This is a genomic window from Chryseobacterium indologenes (assembly GCA_016025055.1).
Lineage (GTDB): Bacteria > Bacteroidota > Bacteroidia > Flavobacteriales > Weeksellaceae > Chryseobacterium > Chryseobacterium indologenes.
On record CP065590.1, the window covers coordinates 1,169,700 to 1,187,387 of the forward strand.

At 36.7% G+C, this 17,688-nt stretch carries 16 protein-coding genes; 8 read left to right on the forward strand and 8 right to left on the reverse strand.

All coding sequences use genetic code 11. The features are described 5' to 3' along the window. Positions 1-10 precede the first annotated feature (10 nt). The 3 genes from H3Z85_05250 to H3Z85_05260 all read right to left on the reverse strand — a co-directional run bounded on the left by H3Z85_05250 (position 11) and on the right by H3Z85_05260 (position 2,744). Positions 11-703 carry a methyltransferase gene (locus H3Z85_05250; GenBank protein ID QPQ52823.1) on the reverse strand — a complete coding sequence of 231 codons (693 nt, stop codon included), beginning with the start codon at positions 701-703 and terminating at the stop codon, positions 11-13. After that, a complete protein-coding gene (locus H3Z85_05255; protein ID QPQ52824.1) occupies positions 703-2,010 on the reverse strand; it encodes a HAMP domain-containing histidine kinase in 1,308 nt (435 codons plus the stop codon). Before H3Z85_05255 ends, H3Z85_05250 begins: the two co-directional genes overlap by 1 nt. Before the next feature lie 149 nt (positions 2,011-2,159). Next, entirely contained in the window at positions 2,160-2,744 is a 585-nt protein-coding gene (locus tag H3Z85_05260; protein QPQ52825.1) for a riboflavin synthase, read from the reverse strand. Between the two features lie 48 nt (positions 2,745-2,792). Here H3Z85_05260 and pdxA point away from each other — a divergent pair, with 48 nt between their 5' ends. From pdxA to rocD, 7 genes are all read left to right on the forward strand, one after another. Continuing rightward, the gene (pdxA, locus tag H3Z85_05265) at positions 2,793-3,884 is read left to right on the forward strand and encodes a 4-hydroxythreonine-4-phosphate dehydrogenase PdxA (protein QPQ52826.1); all 1,092 of its coding nucleotides are present in this window, start codon (positions 2,793-2,795) and stop codon (positions 3,882-3,884) included. A gap of 84 nt (positions 3,885-3,968) precedes the next feature. Next, positions 3,969-4,499, forward strand: coding sequence for a DUF177 domain-containing protein (locus H3Z85_05270; protein ID QPQ52827.1), 531 nt, complete (start codon positions 3,969-3,971; stop codon positions 4,497-4,499). A gap of 67 nt (positions 4,500-4,566) precedes the next feature. Beyond that, positions 4,567-4,770 carry a 50S ribosomal protein L32 gene (gene rpmF, locus H3Z85_05275; protein QPQ52828.1) on the forward strand — a complete coding sequence of 68 codons (204 nt, stop codon included), beginning with the start codon at positions 4,567-4,569 and terminating at the stop codon, positions 4,768-4,770. Between the two features lie 125 nt (positions 4,771-4,895). Further along, a complete protein-coding gene (gene accB / locus H3Z85_05280) occupies positions 4,896-5,378 on the forward strand; it encodes an acetyl-CoA carboxylase biotin carboxyl carrier protein (GenBank protein ID QPQ52829.1) in 483 nt (160 codons plus the stop codon). 98 nt (positions 5,379-5,476) lie between these two features. Beyond that, on the forward strand, positions 5,477-6,832 hold the full coding sequence (gene accC / locus H3Z85_05285; GenBank protein QPQ52830.1) for an acetyl-CoA carboxylase biotin carboxylase subunit: 1,356 nt from the start codon (positions 5,477-5,479) through the stop codon (positions 6,830-6,832). A gap of 163 nt (positions 6,833-6,995) precedes the next feature. Beyond that, positions 6,996-8,018, forward strand: a complete 1,023-nt coding sequence (locus tag H3Z85_05290; GenBank protein QPQ52831.1) for a hypothetical protein — start codon at positions 6,996-6,998, stop codon at positions 8,016-8,018. A 261-nt stretch (positions 8,019-8,279) separates the two neighbouring features. Next, positions 8,280-9,530, forward strand: coding sequence for an ornithine--oxo-acid transaminase (gene rocD, locus H3Z85_05295; protein QPQ52832.1), 1,251 nt, complete (start codon positions 8,280-8,282; stop codon positions 9,528-9,530). Here rocD and H3Z85_05300 read toward each other — a convergent pair. The 5 genes from H3Z85_05300 to H3Z85_05320 all read right to left on the reverse strand — a co-directional run bounded on the left by H3Z85_05300 (position 9,527) and on the right by H3Z85_05320 (position 15,940). Beyond that, positions 9,527-10,609, reverse strand: coding sequence for a glycosyltransferase family 4 protein (locus H3Z85_05300; protein ID QPQ52833.1), 1,083 nt, complete (start codon positions 10,607-10,609; stop codon positions 9,527-9,529). The genes rocD and H3Z85_05300 overlap by 4 nt on opposite strands. 20 nt (positions 10,610-10,629) lie before the next feature. Further along, positions 10,630-11,787 (reverse strand): glycosyltransferase family 4 protein, encoded by a 1,158-nt coding sequence (locus H3Z85_05305; GenBank protein ID QPQ52834.1) that lies wholly within the window; start codon positions 11,785-11,787, stop codon positions 10,630-10,632. A gap of 463 nt (positions 11,788-12,250) precedes the next feature. Next, on the reverse strand, positions 12,251-13,459 hold the full coding sequence (locus H3Z85_05310) for a hypothetical protein (protein ID QPQ52835.1): 1,209 nt from the start codon (positions 13,457-13,459) through the stop codon (positions 12,251-12,253). 396 nt (positions 13,460-13,855) lie between these two features. Beyond that, positions 13,856-15,079, reverse strand: a complete 1,224-nt coding sequence (locus H3Z85_05315) for a glycosyltransferase family 4 protein (protein QPQ52836.1) — start codon at positions 15,077-15,079, stop codon at positions 13,856-13,858. A gap of 36 nt (positions 15,080-15,115) precedes the next feature. Further along, complete coding sequence (locus H3Z85_05320) at positions 15,116-15,940, reverse strand: hypothetical protein (GenBank protein QPQ52837.1); 825 nt, start codon at positions 15,938-15,940, stop codon at positions 15,116-15,118. A 214-nt stretch (positions 15,941-16,154) separates the two neighbouring features. On the opposite strand from H3Z85_05320, the gene H3Z85_05325 reads away from it, so the two are divergent. Further along, complete coding sequence (locus H3Z85_05325; GenBank protein ID QPQ52838.1) at positions 16,155-17,663, forward strand: glutamate--tRNA ligase; 1,509 nt, start codon at positions 16,155-16,157, stop codon at positions 17,661-17,663. Positions 17,664-17,688 lie beyond the last annotated feature (25 nt).

Genomic DNA, 17,688 nt, shown 5'->3' on the forward strand with positions numbered 1-17,688 from the left:
GATCACCTGTCTATTTAAAAACATGAAACTCTTTTGTGAGTTCAAGATATGGGTCCGAGTATTGTCTCGGACTTTTTTCTATAATAAACTCAGCTTCTTCCAACATTCTTTCTTTCAACGAAAATTCCAGAACAAGTCTTTTAACCTTAGAGTTTTCAATTCCGGTGATATTAATTCTGCGATGTAAAAACAGTGCGTGTTTTTCAGCCAACGAAATAAAGACCTCTCCGGCTTCAGCCGGAATAATAACGGAAAGAATTCCTTTTACTGATAAAAACCGGACAGCCGTGCTTATTAACTGCCCGAAATTGAGCTCTACAGTCTGCCTGGCCACTTTATCTTTTTCAGAGCCCGATTCTTCAAAATAAGGAGGATTGGAAACAATCACATCAAACCTTTCTTCAGTTGTAAAAGTTTTAAAATCCTGAAAGATATTTTTCAGCCTGCTATGAAACGGTGAATTTTCGAAATTAACTTTAGTAAGAGCTACAGCTTCCTCATTAATATCCAATCCTAAAAAGTCAGCACGAGAATTCCGCTGCGCCAGCATCAATGAAATCAATCCTGTTCCGGTACCCACTTCCAATACTTTAAAAGCTTCGGATACATCACACATTGCACCAAGCAATACCCCGTCTGTTCCTACCCGGAAGACGTCTTTAGACTGCCGGATTTCGAATTGTTTAAATGTAAAAGGTTTCACTATAAATTGGTGGGTAATGTAATGATAAATGTGGATCCCTTCCCCAGTTCTGATTTCACAGAAATTTCCCCTTTATAATCTTCAATCATTTTTCTTACCATGGATAATCCAAGGCCCATCCCACTGTTTTTGGAGGTAAAATTGGGTTCAAAGATTCTTTCGTACATATTTTCAGCAATACCGATACCGTTGTCCTGAACAGAGATAATCACCCTTCTCTGATGTTGTTCCACATCTACATTGATGATCAGTTTTCTTTCATCGCTTTCTGCCTGCTTAGCATTGGTCACAAGATTAGTAATGATTCTGGAGAGATAAATCCTATCCATATTAATCATAATATTGCTCTTGTTAGCATGCATAAAAATACTGTCATCATTAAAAACGCGCAGAATATCCTCAACCTCTGTATTCAGGTTAATCACTTCGTTATTTTTTTCAGGAAGCTTTGCAAATTCTGAAAACGCCGAGGCTACGGTGGCAATCAGATCAATCTGGTCTACCATTGTTTTACTCATCAGCTTAACTCTTTCTTTGATATTAGGATCTTCGGGATCAAATTTCCTTTCAAAGTTCTGAATCGTCAGCTTCATAGGAGTAAGTGGATTTTTCACCTCGTGGGCAACCTGTTTGGCCATTTCTCTCCAGGCTTCTTCCGACGCTTTAAACCTAAGTCTTTCTTTCTGATCCTGAATCTGAAGAATCATTCGGTTGTAAGCTCTTGCCAGGGCATTCAGCTCGTCATTCTTATAATATCTGATCGGACGCATTTCATTTTCAAATAATGTAATACGGGTTATCATATCAGAAAATTTGGTAATGGTTTTTGCCAGGCTGTTCGAGGTTACCCAACTGATCCAGACACTGAATAGAATAAGGAATATATCAACTAACAGAATATATTTAACATACTGATGAAGAACCTCCAAATAAGCAGATTCGTTATGATATAAAGGAATATAAACAACTCCTATCGGCTCGAGCTCATTATTTTTCAAAAGCAGATAAGAGGAAGTAAGTTTGGCATCTTTACGAGCATCATACCGGGTCATATCTACCCTTGCATCGGTAGCCAGAATCCTGTTGATAATATCTAAAGGGATTGTTTTCTGATCAATGAGGCTCTCATCTTTATTAGAAAGAAGGTAATTCCCTTTTAAATCATAAATGACAATATCATGCTGGTTGATATCTGCTATTTCGAAAATTTTATTTCCCAAAACTTTCGGCAGGTCTTCTGTTTTCACCAATGTACGGCTGACTGCATAATCCAGATACCTCATAACGGCATTGGTTTTTTCCTGCATTTCGATATTGCTTTGCTGTAGTGAATTGTTCCTCAAAACAAAATAAGGAACAAGCGATGTGGCAACAACACTCAAAAAGCAAACTAACAGAAAGCCAAAAAAGACGCGGGTTTCTTAAACTATATCCTTTATATTTATTAATCGACATCCTACTTTTTAATTAACCTAGCAATATACTTACCAATGATGTCAAATTCTAAATTTACTTTATCACCAATTTTCAAATGTTTCATATTGGTAAATTCCCATGTATAAGGAATGATGGCCACTGAAAACTGAGCGTCTTCGCTTTTCGCCACTGTAAGGCTGATTCCGTTTACGGTAATTGATCCCTGAGGAACGGTCACAAAATTGCCGTCAGCTTCATATTTCATGGTAATAAAATAGCTTCCGTCTTTATTTTCAATCCCAACAACCTCTCCGGTCTTATCAACATGTCCCTGAACGATATGGCCATCTAATCTTCCATCCATTTTCATACAACGCTCAAGATTTACAACGCTACCCAACTCCCATTTTCCGAGATTTGTTTTTTCTAACGTTTCATTGATCGCCGTCACTACATATTGGTTTTCTTTAATCTCAACAACGGTAAGACAACAACCGTTGTGGGCAAGGCTCTGATCAATTTTTAGTTCGTTGGTAAAAGGGCATGTTAAGGTAAAATCTATATTGCTTCCTTTCTCTTCAATCTTCTCAATAACGCCAACTGCTTCAATAATTCCTGTGAACATATTATTTTTTGCTAAATTTGTAAATTATAATCTTCAAAGATAATCAAAATGAGCCCAAAAAACCATAAAGTACGAGTAGGAATTTCAATTGGTGATTTCAATGGCATCGGTCCGGAGATCATTATGAAGTCTCTGAAAGACAAAACTATTACGGATTTTTTCACGCCTGTAATTTTTGGTTCGGGAAAGTTATTCACTTATCAGAAAAATATTTTCAAACTGAATCTTAACTTCAACTACGTTAACGAAGCTTCGCAAGCGCAGGCAGGAAAGCTTAATATGGTGAACCTTACCAAAGAAAACGTTAATGTAGAACTGGGAGTTCCTACGGAAGAATCTACAAAAATGGCGATTGATTCTCTGGAAGCTGCTACAGAAGCTTTAATAAAAGGAGATATTGATGTTCTTGTAACCGCACCCATCAATAAAGATGAAATGGTAAAAATGGGATTCAAACATGCAGGACACACCGGCTATTTTGAAGAAAAGTTCAATAAAAAAGGATTGATGTTCCTGGTAACTGAAGAACTTAAGGTGGCCGTTTCTACTCATCATATCCCTATTGCACAGGTTGCAGAAAATATTTCTAAAGAAAAGATCAAGAAACAGATCAGGGTACTGAATCAGACTCTAATTGAAGATTTCTGTATTCAAAAACCCAAGATAGCCGTATTGGGATTAAATCCACACGCAGGAGACGGTGGAGTAATCGGAAATGAAGAAATTGAAATTATTTCTCCGGCTATTAAAGAGCTTTCTGACAACGGGATCCTGACTTTCGGGCCATTCCCGGCAGATAGTTTCTTCCAACCGGGTAAGTATAAAAATTTTGATGCTGTGCTGGCGATGTACCATGACCAGGGATTGGCACCATTCAAAACACTGGCTTATGAAGAAGGAGTAAATTATACAGCAGGACTTCCTTTTATCAGAACTTCTCCGGATCACGGAGTTGCCTATGACATTGCGGGGAAAAACATTGCTGATGAGCAGAGTTTTACAGAAGCTATTTTCACGGCTATTAAAGTTTTCAGAAACAGAAGTGAATATAACGATCTGATGACCAATCGTCTTCAACCAAGAAAAATGGCTGTAGACAACGGAATAGATGAAGATCTACCGGAGGAAACTGAAGCATAAATCTTTAAAACAAATTTAAATTTAATTTGTTGCAGATTTTATTTGTTATTATAAAAAAAATGCATATTTTTGCACACTCATTTTATGGACAAGTTAAGAAACTATGACGTAAGCTTTTCCGGACTTAAAAACGGAAAACACGAGTTCAAGTTTGAGATAGATAAAACGTTCTTTCAATTATTTGACACTGAGCAGGAATTTACAAATCCTAGAATAGAAGTGGCTGTTTTACTTGATAAACACACTACGTTCTTAGAATTTGAGATTAAAATAAAAGGAGATGTTGAATTGGTTTGTGATATTACAAATGAAAACTTCGACTATCCTATTGAGAATGAAATTAAGATTCTGGTGAATTTCGGGGAAGAATATGATGACAGCAATGAAGATGTTATTACGATTCCGACCAGTGATCACGCTTTCAATGTGGCCCATTTGATTTATGAGAATGTAATGCTATCCATTCCCATGAAAAAGATTTCACCGAATGTAAGCGATGAAGATCTTAAAATCCTTGATCAGTTCAGCCCTCAGGAAATTGAGGAAGAGGAAGAAAGAGAACATGAAAGTGACCCGAGATGGGATGCTTTGAGAAAATTAAAAGACAATAATTAAATAAAATAATTTAAATATGATGAGATGATGAATCTCATCGCTCATCAATTAAAAAAGTTATTACAAAATGGCACATCCAAAGAGAAGACAGTCGTCTACAAGAAGAGATAAGAGAAGAACTCACTACAAAGCTGTAGTTCCTCAATTAGCTAAAGATGCAACAACTGGTGAACTTCACCTTTACCACAGAGCTCACTGGCATGAAGGAAAACTTTACTACAGAGGTAAAGTAGTATTGGAAAAAGAAGTAGCAACTACTGAAGAAAACTAAGCGAGGAATTTTCAAAAAAACCTCATTTTAATACAAAAACCGTCCAAAATTGTTAAATTTGGACGGTTTTTTATTGTTTTTTACGTTTTTTTGGTATCTTTGACCCAAAATCAAATATCAAATTTATGGACATTAAAGACATACAAAATCTTATTAAGTTTGTATCTAAGGCTGAAGTATCAGAGGTGAAGTACAAAACTAAAGATTTCGAAATCACTATTAAAACTCCATTAGCTGGAAGCGATGCTGTTTACGCACAACCTGCAGTATACCACACTGCTCCTCAGGCAGCTGCTGCTCCGGCACCTGTTGCTACTCCTGCAGCTGTACCTGCTGAAAAGGCTGAAGCAGCATCTGATGATAGCAAATATGTAACTATCAAATCACCAATGATCGGTACTTTCTACAGAAAGCCATCTCCGGACAAGGATGTATTTGTAAATGTAGGGGACGAAGTTTCAGTAGGCAAAGTAGTTTGCGTAATTGAAGCGATGAAATTATTCAACCAGATTGAATCTGAAATCAGCGGAAAAATCGTTAAAATTTTAGTGGACGATGCTACTCCTGTAGAATACGACCAACCATTATTCTTAGTAGATCCATCTTAATTTAGAAGTTAGATGTTAGACATTAGATGTTAGATTAAATTCTACATTAAAATAACATTATCTAATTTTCAAATTATCTAATTTTCAAATTGAAGAAGATGTTCAAAAAAATATTAATAGCCAATCGTGGCGAAATTGCAATGCGTATTTTACGTACTTGTAAAGAAATGGGAATCAAAACCGTTGCGGTATATTCTACTGCAGATAAAGACAGTCTTCATGTAAGATTTGCTGACGAGGCGGTTTGTATTGGTCCTGCTATGAGTAAAGACTCATACCTTAAAATTCCTAACATTATTGCTGCTGCAGAAATCACCAATGCTGATGCCATTCACCCTGGTTACGGATTCTTATCTGAGAATGCTAATTTCTCAAGAATCTGCCAGAAAAACGGGATCAAATTTATCGGTGCTTCTCCTGAGCAGATCGAAAAAATGGGAGACAAGGCCAATGCCAAAGCTACCATGAAAGCAGCAGGAGTACCTTGCGTACCGGGTTCTGACGGGTTGATCGAATCTTACGAACACGCGGTAAAAGTTGCTGAAGAAACCGGATATCCGGTAATGATTAAGGCAACTGCCGGTGGTGGTGGTAAAGGGATGAGAGCAGTTTGGAAAGCTGAAGACCTTAAAGACCACTGGGAGTCTGCTATCCAGGAAGCCGTAGCTGCCTTTGGGAACGGAGGTATGTATATGGAAAAACTGATTGAAGAACCAAGACACATCGAGATTCAGGTTGCCGGTGACCAATTCGGTAAAGCCTGCCACCTTTCTGAAAGAGACTGTTCTGTACAGAGAAGAAATCAGAAATTAACCGAAGAAACACCTTCTCCTTTCATGACAGATGAACTTCGTGAAAAAATGGGTGAAGCAGCTGTAAAAGCAGCAGAATTCATTGGATACGAAGGTGTAGGAACGATCGAATTCCTTGTAGACAAGCACAGAAATTTCTATTTCATGGAAATGAATACAAGAATCCAGGTAGAGCACCCTATTACTGAGCAGGTAATTGATTATGACCTGATCAGAGAACAAATTCTTCTTGCTGCGGGAACTCCTATTTCAGGAATCAACTATTACCCGAAATTACATTCAATCGAGTGTAGAATCAATGCAGAAGATCCTTATGCAGACTTCAGACCGTCTCCGGGAAAAATCACAGGATTAAATATCCCTGGAGGACACGGAATCAGAGTAGATACTCACGTTTATTCCGGATATACAATCCCTTCCAACTACGACTCTATGATTGCTAAGCTTATCACTACGGCCCAGACCCGTGAGGAAGCCATTGCAAAAATGAGACGTGCGCTTGAGGAATTTTATATTGAAGGAGTAAAAACTACTATTCCTTTCCACAGACAACTGATGGATAATGAAGATTATCTTGCAGGAAACTACACTACAAAATTCATGGAGGATTTTGTAATGGACAGAAAATATGATAATCACTAGAATTATCCTTAAATACCATTAAAACTGCTTCAGCAATGAAGCAGTTTTTTTTGCCATACCATAGCACCCGCACAGTAACTCTGATTTTTATCACATCTCTTTACTTTCACGGTTTTTGATTTAATATTATTTTTAATCATTATTTCGAAAAACTAATAAACCTATGAAAAAACAAGTTTTGTTAGGCATGAGTGCCTTCCTTATGATTTCTATGTCTTCATGCTCAAATGATGACACCCTGGATCCTCCAGCACCTGAAACTGAAAATCCCATACAACCTGAAACGAACAGAGAATTCGGGACTTATAACGCATTAGGATACGGATACGATGTGACCGGAGAATATGCCAACGCCAACTATGCAGGATCTAAGGTTATTAATATTGATAAATTTAAAACGGAAAACAGTTCAAGACTATTGGATGAAACCGTTGGTTCTTATGAAAACATCGAGGAATACGGTGCAGATGCTGCCGCCTATTCAAAGTTGCTGTCAGGAAAGGTTAATACCGTTTATGAGTTTCCATTGTATGGTAAAACGATATCAAATCCTTTCAAAGGATCACTTGCCGCAAATACGAATGCTTTCGACTCTCAATATATTTATGGGAGCTACAATACAATCATCAAGCAGAAAAGATACAGAGTGAACGCAACCTCAGAGTTGCTGGCCAACTATTTGACTCCTGAGTTTATAAAGGATATTGAGACCAGAAGTCCTCAACAAATTGTAGAGAACTATGGTACCCACGTTGCTAAAGATATTTACATCGGAGCCAAAATAGATGTTGTATTCCAGGCTAAAACTACAAATAATGATCGTCAGCTTGCTGCAAGAGTGGGTGTTATAACTGCTGTCAATACTTTAAGCTCGCAGGTATCAAGTGAGGAAGATCTTAAAGAAGCTGCAAAAAATTATGACAAAAAATTATTCTACAGAACGATAGGAGGTGATAAATCAAAAGGTTTTGCTCAAATCATTAACCTTGAAAACACTTCACCAAAGGCCAACATCGGCGCCTGGCAAAGTACCGTCACTAAGGACAATTCCGTTTTAGTAGATTTTGGCCCTAACGGTTTGATGCTCATTTATGATCTGGTAAATGATCCTGCTAAAAAAGCTGAGCTTAAAGCTTATGTTGATCAGTATATCAACACGCATAAAGTAGTTTTGGCTTCCAACTGATTGTATATACATCTTCATTTACATAAAATTCCGTCTTGCGTAAAGGCGGATTTTTTATGCAAAAAAATAATGAAAAGTTAATCCGGAGAAAAACTTTTCCATAAAGATATATTACCTATAACGCTTCATTAACAAAGAAAATATTTTGTTTTACGAGTTTATTAAGCCTCAAAATTTACTTCAATTCTATCAGTTGACCTCATTAGGTTTTGGTTCAATCATCTCATTAATATTGCTTAAATTTGTGAAAAATCAAAACATATGTCAACAGCAGAAACAACAAAAAACTCACAGTATTTTATTGACCTTGAAGACAAACACGGCGCACACAACTACCACCCTCTTCCAGTAGTTCTGGATCGTGGAGAAGGTGTTTTCGTGTGGGATGTAGAGGGCAAAAGGTATTATGATTTTCTTTCAGCATATTCTGCTGTAAACCAGGGGCATTCTCACCCTAAAATTGTTGGTGCATTGGTAGAGCAGGCACAGAAGCTGGCTTTAACGTCAAGAGCTTTCTACAACTCTAAATTAGGGGAATACGAACAAAAAATCACCACTCTTTTCGGGTTTGATAAAGTTTTACCGATGAACTCCGGGGCTGAGGCTGTGGAAACGGCAGTAAAACTTGCCAGAAAATGGAGCTATGAAGTAAAAGGAATTTCTGAAAACGCAGCGAAAATCATTGTTTGTGAAAACAACTTCCATGGAAGAACCACGACTATCGTTTCTTTCTCTAATGATCCGGATGCCAACCAGAATTACGGACCTTTCACTCCCGGATTTATTAAAATTCCTTATAATGACATTGCAGCATTGGAAGAAGTTCTGAACAGAGAAGCAGGAAATATTGCAGCATTCTTGGTAGAGCCTATTCAAGGGGAAGCCGGAGTATATGTTCCGGATGAAAACTTCCTTAAAAATGCTTCCGAACTATGTAAAAAACATAACGTCCTTTTCATTGCTGATGAAGTACAGACAGGTATTGCAAGAACGGGAAGACTGATCGCTTGTCACCATGAAGATGTACAGCCGGATATTTTGATCTTGGGGAAAGCCCTTTCAGGAGGAATGTATCCTGTATCTGCAGTTTTGGCCAATGATTCTATTATGAATGTAATTAAGCCCGGACAACATGGTTCTACGTTTGGAGGAAACCCTATTGCCTGTGCTGTAGCGGTAGCTGCTCTGGATGTCGTAGCTGATGAAAAATTATCTGAAAGAGCAGAAGAACTGGGGCAGTTATTCAGAAGTGAAGTTGAAAAGCTTATGGCCAAGACAGATCTTATTACCAAAGTAAGAGGAAAAGGCCTTTTAAATGCCATTCTCATCAATGATACTCCGGAAAGCTCTACGGCATGGAATCTTTGTTTACAACTGAAAGAAAACGGTCTTCTGGCTAAGCCGACGCATGGTAATATCATCAGACTGGCACCACCATTGGTCATCACAGAGGAGCAACTTCTTGATTGTATAAAAATTATTGAAAAAACGTTCCTGGAATATAAAAATTAATTTCTTCCAAGAACTTTTTCGTAAAACCTAAGATAATTATTGGACATCTCGGTATAGCTATACTGTTTTGTCCAATTTTTTATTTCCAGACTCATTTCTTTTTTATGAGTATTATACAGGGCCATCTTTTCTTTAAATAAATCCGCCATTTCTTTGGGATCAAAACTGTTAAAATAAAATGCCTTATCACCGCCGATTTCCGGAAGGCTTGTATATTTTGAAAGAAAAACAGGTTTTCCGAAAGCCATTGCTTCAATAGGCGGAATCCCAAAACCTTCTGCTATGGATGGATGACACATGGCATCAGCATGCTGAATTACGGCATATTTTTCTTCCTCGGAAAGATTCTTCAGAATATGAACTCTTTGTTCAAGGTTTAATTCTTTAATCCTATCCCGGACCTCATCTGCATAAGGCTGTTTTTCATCCGATGCAATCAGTACAAGATCATCCTCGATATAAGGTAACATTTCAACAAGAGTCAATTGATTCTTTTTATTGAACAGCACTCCGATGTTGAGTATATATTTTTTATTTTTTAGAAAGCTGTATTTTCCTAAATGATATTCTCTGTTGTCAGGAAGGTGTATTCCGTTGTGAATCACGACTACATCTTTCAGCTTATTAAGTGTAAAAAGGTCTTTATTCTGAATCAGGTTCTCTTTTGCATACTCTGAAATACAGACAATATAATCTGCATTTTTCACATTATTCCTTACTTTCCCGAGCATTCTCCTTTTTTTGGATTCTGTAAGATTTTCATGTAAAAAATTCAGATCGTGAAGAGTCACAACTTTTATGGTATTCTTGTAATTTCGATGAAAATATGAAGAAAGCTGATGACTTACATGAATAAGGTCAAACTCTCCACTAAAACGTTCGAAGAAACGGTGTGTTTTACTCCAGAAGACACATTTTGCTTCAGATCCAAACTTTTCAAGCTGTTCTTTATCTCCGAAATAAGATATTTCAAACTTAGAATTATTTTCCTGCAAACCCTTAGCGAGGTTTCGAAAGACATTTGCAATTCCTGAGTTGGGGTATCTGAGACGTTCAAGATCAATTAAGATTTTTACCATATACTAATAACGGAAAATTTTTAAGAAAATTTGTTTTTAAAGAAAACGGTTTCTTTTTCTAGACTGTGGTTATTTTTAACGAATTCATGGGCTTTCTGCCTTAGATCATCATACAGCTCATCATTTTTCAAAAGGATTTCTATATATTCAGCGAATTCTTTTGCATCATCAGTTACCAGACAACCGTTGTCATTTTTCTGTGAAAGACCGTCTACACCGCGGGTATTGGTCACAACAGGTAAATTATTACTCAAAGACTCCAGGACTTTAATTTTTACACCTGTTCCACTTAACATCGGGCAGATTGTTATTCTTGCATTGTCATAAAACTCCTGCAAGTCGTCAACCATTCCATGTATAATCACGTTAGGATATTCTTTTTTAATTTCCTTTCCTACCTTGCCGATAACATGAATTTTAATATTATCTTTTAAATAAGGTAAAACTTTTTCTAAAAACCAATTAATGCTATTGACATTATGCGGGTTATTACTGGCAACATAGACTACATCGTATTTATAATCCTGCTTCAGCGGATTTAACGCTTTTTGAGGAAAAGATACGGGTATATGAACAACCTTACTATCGGTAAACTGCTCAAAAATATATCTTTCTTCTACCGAGAAAGTCCAGATTTCATCAAACTTTCTCATGGCTTTTACTTCTGACTGGAAAAGCTTTCCGATTCTGTTGATTTTATTCCGGGACTGAGCAGTAATAAAATCGTGAGAATCCAGTATCAGATAACTTTTGTACGCCAATCTGTCAACCAGGCTGCTCCACGATGCATAGCTGATAATAATTTTATCATACTTTTTGGCATTCAGAATTTTAGTCACTTTCTTATTCAGAAAAGGGTTGGAGATATCAATCGTAATTCCTCTTAATAATTTGGGTAAGAAGTTGGGAATTTTATAGAAAAAAACAGATTTTACAGGGTGCTTTTTCTTATCAATTTTTCTGTTGGTAAGGATAAGATTAATGTTTGGATACAGGTCATGAAAAGCCTTTGTGGAAGTGGGTGTCCATGTTCCCCAATCACTGACAGATAAGAAATCAACTTCATTATATTCAGAAGAATCATTCAAAAATTCTAACATTTGTATGCACCTGGTAATATTCCCTGCCTTCCCTTCTGTAGGACAGTCGGGCATAAAGTACAAAATCTTCTTTTTCAAGTTTTTTATCGTTTAGTCTAAATTATTTAATCTCTTTCCGGGACGAAATCAGCTTCATCAGAATCCTTCAATTTTTTTACATGATGGTGTGTAAAATCTATTAAAAGTCTTTTCCATGTAATACCTCCTGCTTTCTTTTAGTCATTCAAAATCCGATCCAATATCCCAAAATTACGACTCAGATTTTGAAAATATACCACTTAAGCCGGCGAAAATATGACCTTTATTTACGATTACTTATAGCTCATCATAAGAGATGCAATATTAATAATTTTAAATTAATCCATATCCACCTGATGATCAACGAGATATTTTTATTGAGATGAACGAGATAAATAAAAAATGCTGAATATTTTTCTAATGAAATAATCAGGTAATCGGATTGATGGTTTCTGATACAGGAGATTTTGATATTGCTGCACAATATTAGGTATAATAGCGAAAACCGGATATAGAAAATATTTTATTTTGCGAGGAAGGCTTCTAATTTTGGTTTGCTCAACTGAAATTCCCTGTAGGTAAACACTCCGTTTTTAAATCCGACAACAGCCCCGAAATTGATCGCTTCACTTGTTGTAGTCATAGGAAAAACACTGGATCTGTATACATTTTTCTCTACCATAGCCTTTGGAAATGTTTTAAAATTAATTCCGTCTTTAGATACCGCTAAGAAAAGAGCTTCTGAGGTAAACTTTCTCACATTACCGGCAGCGATACATAAGAAATAATATCCGTCAACATAAGCAGCCTGAATATGCCATGGTGCATAAACCGGATCGATGTCCGTCCACGGTTTATTCATAAAATTAACGACTTTACTCTTTTTGAAGTTTGAAAAATCCAGTCCGTTATCCGATGTCCTCATAATAATGTAAGAGGCATCATTTCCCGGAAAATTAGGGCTGATGTTATTTTCCACTTCATAGCTTACATAGTTTTTTCCCGTGTAGACAAAGCTTGGGGAAAGAATATGGTTGTTGTTCGGTGAATGAGGTGCATTACTTGTATAAGCAACTTCAAGGGGAGTCCAGGAAATACCATCGGTAGAAGTTTGTCTTACAATAGCTCTTTGCGGCGTTTTTGTAAGTTTTTTAAAATTATTCTGACTTTTCGCTCCTCTTGCTTTTAAGGCTTTAGCTTTCATAAAACTTCCCCTGTAGTACAATAAGAACTTCCCGTTTTCATACATCCAGTCTACATCAGACCAGAAGCCCTGTATAGGTTCATTTGCATTTTCTGGAGTACTTTCTGTATTGGTTGGTGTTCGCTGGATAGGGTTTGAAATACCAGCCGGAGGTCTCCAGGTCAGCCCGTCATTTGATACTACAACGGTAGGATTTTCATATCTTTTGGAATCTACATTAGCCCCAACGGCTCCGTTATAAGGAGTGAAAACCATCCAATATTTATACCCGTTAAATCCGTTGGGAAAATACTGCACGTCCGGATGACAATATCCGAAGTTCGGCGCACTGATATCTTTTATAAATTTGGGATTATTTTGTCCCGGATAATTACCGTTTGCCAGTACAGCGATATTGATCGTCCCGATATCTGTGAGATAATCTGTGGGACCGGTATAGTTTTTATTATTATTGGGAACTGAATTTACATTTTCAGCAAATAAACCGTCTTCTTGTCTGGAACAGGAAAATGTAACAAGTGTAAGCATAAGCAATAATAGACCCGGCTTACTGATATAATTTAACATCCTTAGTGTAAAATATTATTGGTGATTATTTTTTTGTATCGTCTTAATTTCATCATATTATTAAAAAGACAATAGTTTTAAAAAGATCTTTCACCATTCGTTACCATATACGTGAAAAATTTTTGCGAATGTACTTAAAATACCATTTCAAAACCATAATTAATATTAAAATTTTATTAATTTCGGGAATAAATCATTTTTCTTTGCAACTCATTTATAGTAATTTATGAGTATCATGAACTATTTAACTCTACTTTTACGCTTTGCTCCTGCCAGGAGTTTAAAAATAAAACCGTCCCACCATTGACGATGAGACGGAGATTTATTTTGGATTAAAACGTACACTTTATTAAAGGTTTATCCGCTGATAATTTTATTATAAATTTCTGTATGCTCTTTTGCACATTTTTCCCATGAAAACTGCTGAGACCGTTCTAATCCTTTGCGCGCATAATGCTGTCGCAAATCTTCATCATAATACAAGTCTTTCATGGTTTGCACCAACCCCTTTTCATCCCGCGGATCAAGGGTAATTCCGGCATCCCCTACAACTTCAGGTAAAGAAGACGTATTAGACGTTACGGTAGCCAACCCACATTGCATTGCTTCCAACGGAGGCAATCCGAATCCTTCATACAAAGACATATAGTAGAATGAGTGAGCGTTGCTGTACAAGCTTGCCAATTCATCGTCTGCTACTCGTCCTGTTATAATAATTTTATCTTTCAGCTCTTCTGCATTTTCGTACTCCTGGAATATTTTATTATAATCCCATCCTGCAGAACCAACCAGGACAAGGCTCAGATCATTTACATGATTTTCTTTGATCATCTTTAAGAATGAACGGATAATGTGATCTACATTCTTGCGCGGCTCCAGAGTCCCCAGGCAAAGAAAATATTTCTCAGGAATCTTATATTTTGCCTGAATCGTTTTAAATTTCTCCACATCTCTGCAAGGATAGAATATTTCCGGTGACGCAGCCAATAAACAGACGAAAACACGGTCCGGACTTATTTGCGGAGCATAGGCAAGCAAATCCTTTTTCGTGTTTTCAGATACACAGATCACATATCCTGTGTCTCCCACACTTTGAATAATACGTTCTATGAACTCTGAAGTAAAATGCAATTCCGGAAACAAAACAGGGATAAGGTCGTGGATGGTCACGATTGTTTTCAGGTTGGGATATTTTTTTACCCTGTCATCAATGGGATAATAAAAAGAATGAAAAACCTGAGAAGATCTGATCACCTTTTCATCATACTTATTTTTAAAATTAAAAATCCCAAATTTATTGTAAAGTTTTTTAAAAAGCTTCTCTTTTCTCAGGGGCAAAAATTTTCTTCTTGCCCTGGTATTAGCGCCTTTGATCTGAATTGAATTATCCTGAAAGAAACGGTCTACCTCCTCCGTGGTGGTTTCGAGATTGAGCAAACTAAAATGGGCATAATGAAGTTCTATCTCCTTACTTTTTCCCAGTTTCTTAAACAGCTCAAAGACTACCCGGAAAATTCCCGTTCTGTTGTCCTTGTAAAAATCTGCGATAATATCAGCGTCTAAAATTACTTTCGCTTTCATATAATAATTCAAAATGTTAATTCCGGGAATCAGGTTCTAAAGTTCTACTCTTTTCTGATACCACTTTAAATCCCTGTTCCAGTTGGACTGTAATACAATCCCCATATAATTCTCTTTGATTGATTCTCTTGTATGGCCTTCTTTTACAAAATCGTGAAACTGTTTTTTGTAATGAAACACTTTAAACAGAGGCTCCTTCGGCAAAACCGGAATGACGTTTGATTTCAGCAACCACTCTCCGTACCATGTAAATTCGCTCGGATATTCTTTTATCAAGTCGATATAATCGATCTGGTTGGCATCCAGATAATTTTCCTGAAATGATTTCCATACTTTATTAGACCAGATCGTGGGTGAAGGACCATAATCATAGCATATCCCCGACCGCCCCAGCTGTGACATCACTCTTCTGCTGATATTTTCAAAATATTCTTTAGGATCATCCTTAAAATGCCTGCGGTTGATACTCAGCCACGAAAAAAGCTCTTTCTGCTGATGAATAATGGTAAACGGAATATCTCCCTGCATAAAATCAGAAATATAAAAGTCCTTAATGAAATAAGAATCCGAGTCCAGACACACATAATTTTCTGTGATTTCAATTCTATGGAGCTGCGATTTTATGATTTGCTGATACTGCCACGGATTTGATTGTACCATATCACACTGGATAATATCACTATCTTTAATAACCTGAAAGTCTGTGGGAATGTTATTTTTAAAATAATCATAATCACCGTCATTTACAGAGATCAGGACTTTAATTCCGTCTTTATTATGCTTCGTGATAGAGTCCAGCAATCTTTTGCATTGGTTAAAATCAGGCTTATATGTTTTAATGAAAAGAAGAATTTTTTCCATAGTTTCTTTTTATAGCTTCAATAAGATACAGGTTTACAAGAATATTATTATGTATTTTCTCTCTTCCTGATACAATCTTTGCACAAAAGTATAGATTAAGTTCAAACAAGCCAACTTCTGTTTACAAATCATTATTAAGTTCATCATTCACAAAGAAAAAACAGAGATTTTTTAGCATAATTTTAAGTAAATTTGCACCAAAATTTAAATTGAAATGGAGAAAGTAAGAGTACGTTTTGCTCCAAGTCCTACAGGACCTTTACACTTGGGAGGCGTAAGAACCGCATTATATGATTATCTTTTTGCTAAAAATCAAGAGGGTGAATTTGTATTGAGAATTGAAGATACAGATACTGCCAGATATGTAGAAGGTGCTGAAGAATACATTGAGGAAGCTTTAGAATGGTGTGGAATCATCCCTGATGAAAGTCCTAAGAAAGGAGGAAAATTTGCCCCTTACAGACAATCTGAAAGAAGAGACATCTACGACAGATATACAGAACAGATTTTAAAAACAGACTATGCTTACCTGGCTTTTGACACTCCGGAAGAATTGGATGCCATACGTGCCGAATTTGAAGCAAAAGGTGATGTTTTTTCTTATGACAATAAAACCAGAAACCGTTTAAGAAACAGTCTTGCCCTTTCTGAGGAAGAAGTACAGCAATTACTGGACGCAAAAACACCTTATGTGGTAAGGTTTAAAATGCCTGTTGACAGAATATTAAATCTGGAAGACATAATCCGAGGAAAATTTTCTGTCAATACCAATACTTTGGATGATAAAGTTCTGGTAAAAAACGATGGAATGCCAACCTATCATTTCGCCAACATCGTTGATGACCACGAAATGGAAATTTCTCACGTGATCCGTGGTGAAGAATGGTTGCCTTCTCTGGGACTACACACTTTATTATATGAAGCCATGGGCTGGGAAGCTCCGCAGTTTGCTCACCTTTCTTTGATTTTAAAACCTGAAGGAAAAGGTAAATTAAGTAAAAGAGACGGAGATAAATTCGGGTTCCCGGTATTCCCGCTTGATTTCAAAGATCCTGAGACAGGAATTGTTTCAAAAGGATACAGAGAAAACGGATATCTTCCTGATGCATTCATTAATATGGTTGCGTTATTGGGATGGTCTCCGGCTGATGATAAAGAAATCCTTTCTTTAGAAGAGATGATTAAAGAATTTGATCTTCATAAGGTACACAAGGCAGGTGCAAGATTCAGCAAAGAAAAATCCGAATGGTTTAATCACCAGTATATCCAAATGAAGTCTGATGAAGAGCTTCTTCAGATTCTTAAAAATACAGATTTAGACCTTTCTGCAGCTTCTGATGAAAAGCTTTTAAAAGTAATTCATCTGATGAAAGAAAGAGCTACTTTCCCGAAAGATATTTACGAAAACGGAAAATTTTTCTTCGAAGCTCCCACATCTTATGATGAAAAAGCATCGAAAAAAGCGTGGAATGATGAAACTTCTGCCATTTTAGGAGAACTGGCTTCAGTATTCGGTTCTACAGATTTTGTTGCGGAGACGCTAAAACAAACAATGCATGATTTTGCCGAAAATAAAGGGCTGGGAATGGGTAAAGTAATGATGCCGCTTCGTTTATCTTTGGTAGGAGAACTGAAAGGACCTGACGTTCCTGATATCCTGGAAATCATTGGAAAAGAGGAAAGTATCGCCAGAATAAGCAATGCTATAAATAATTTTAAATAGAATTACCATAATTTTTCATACATTT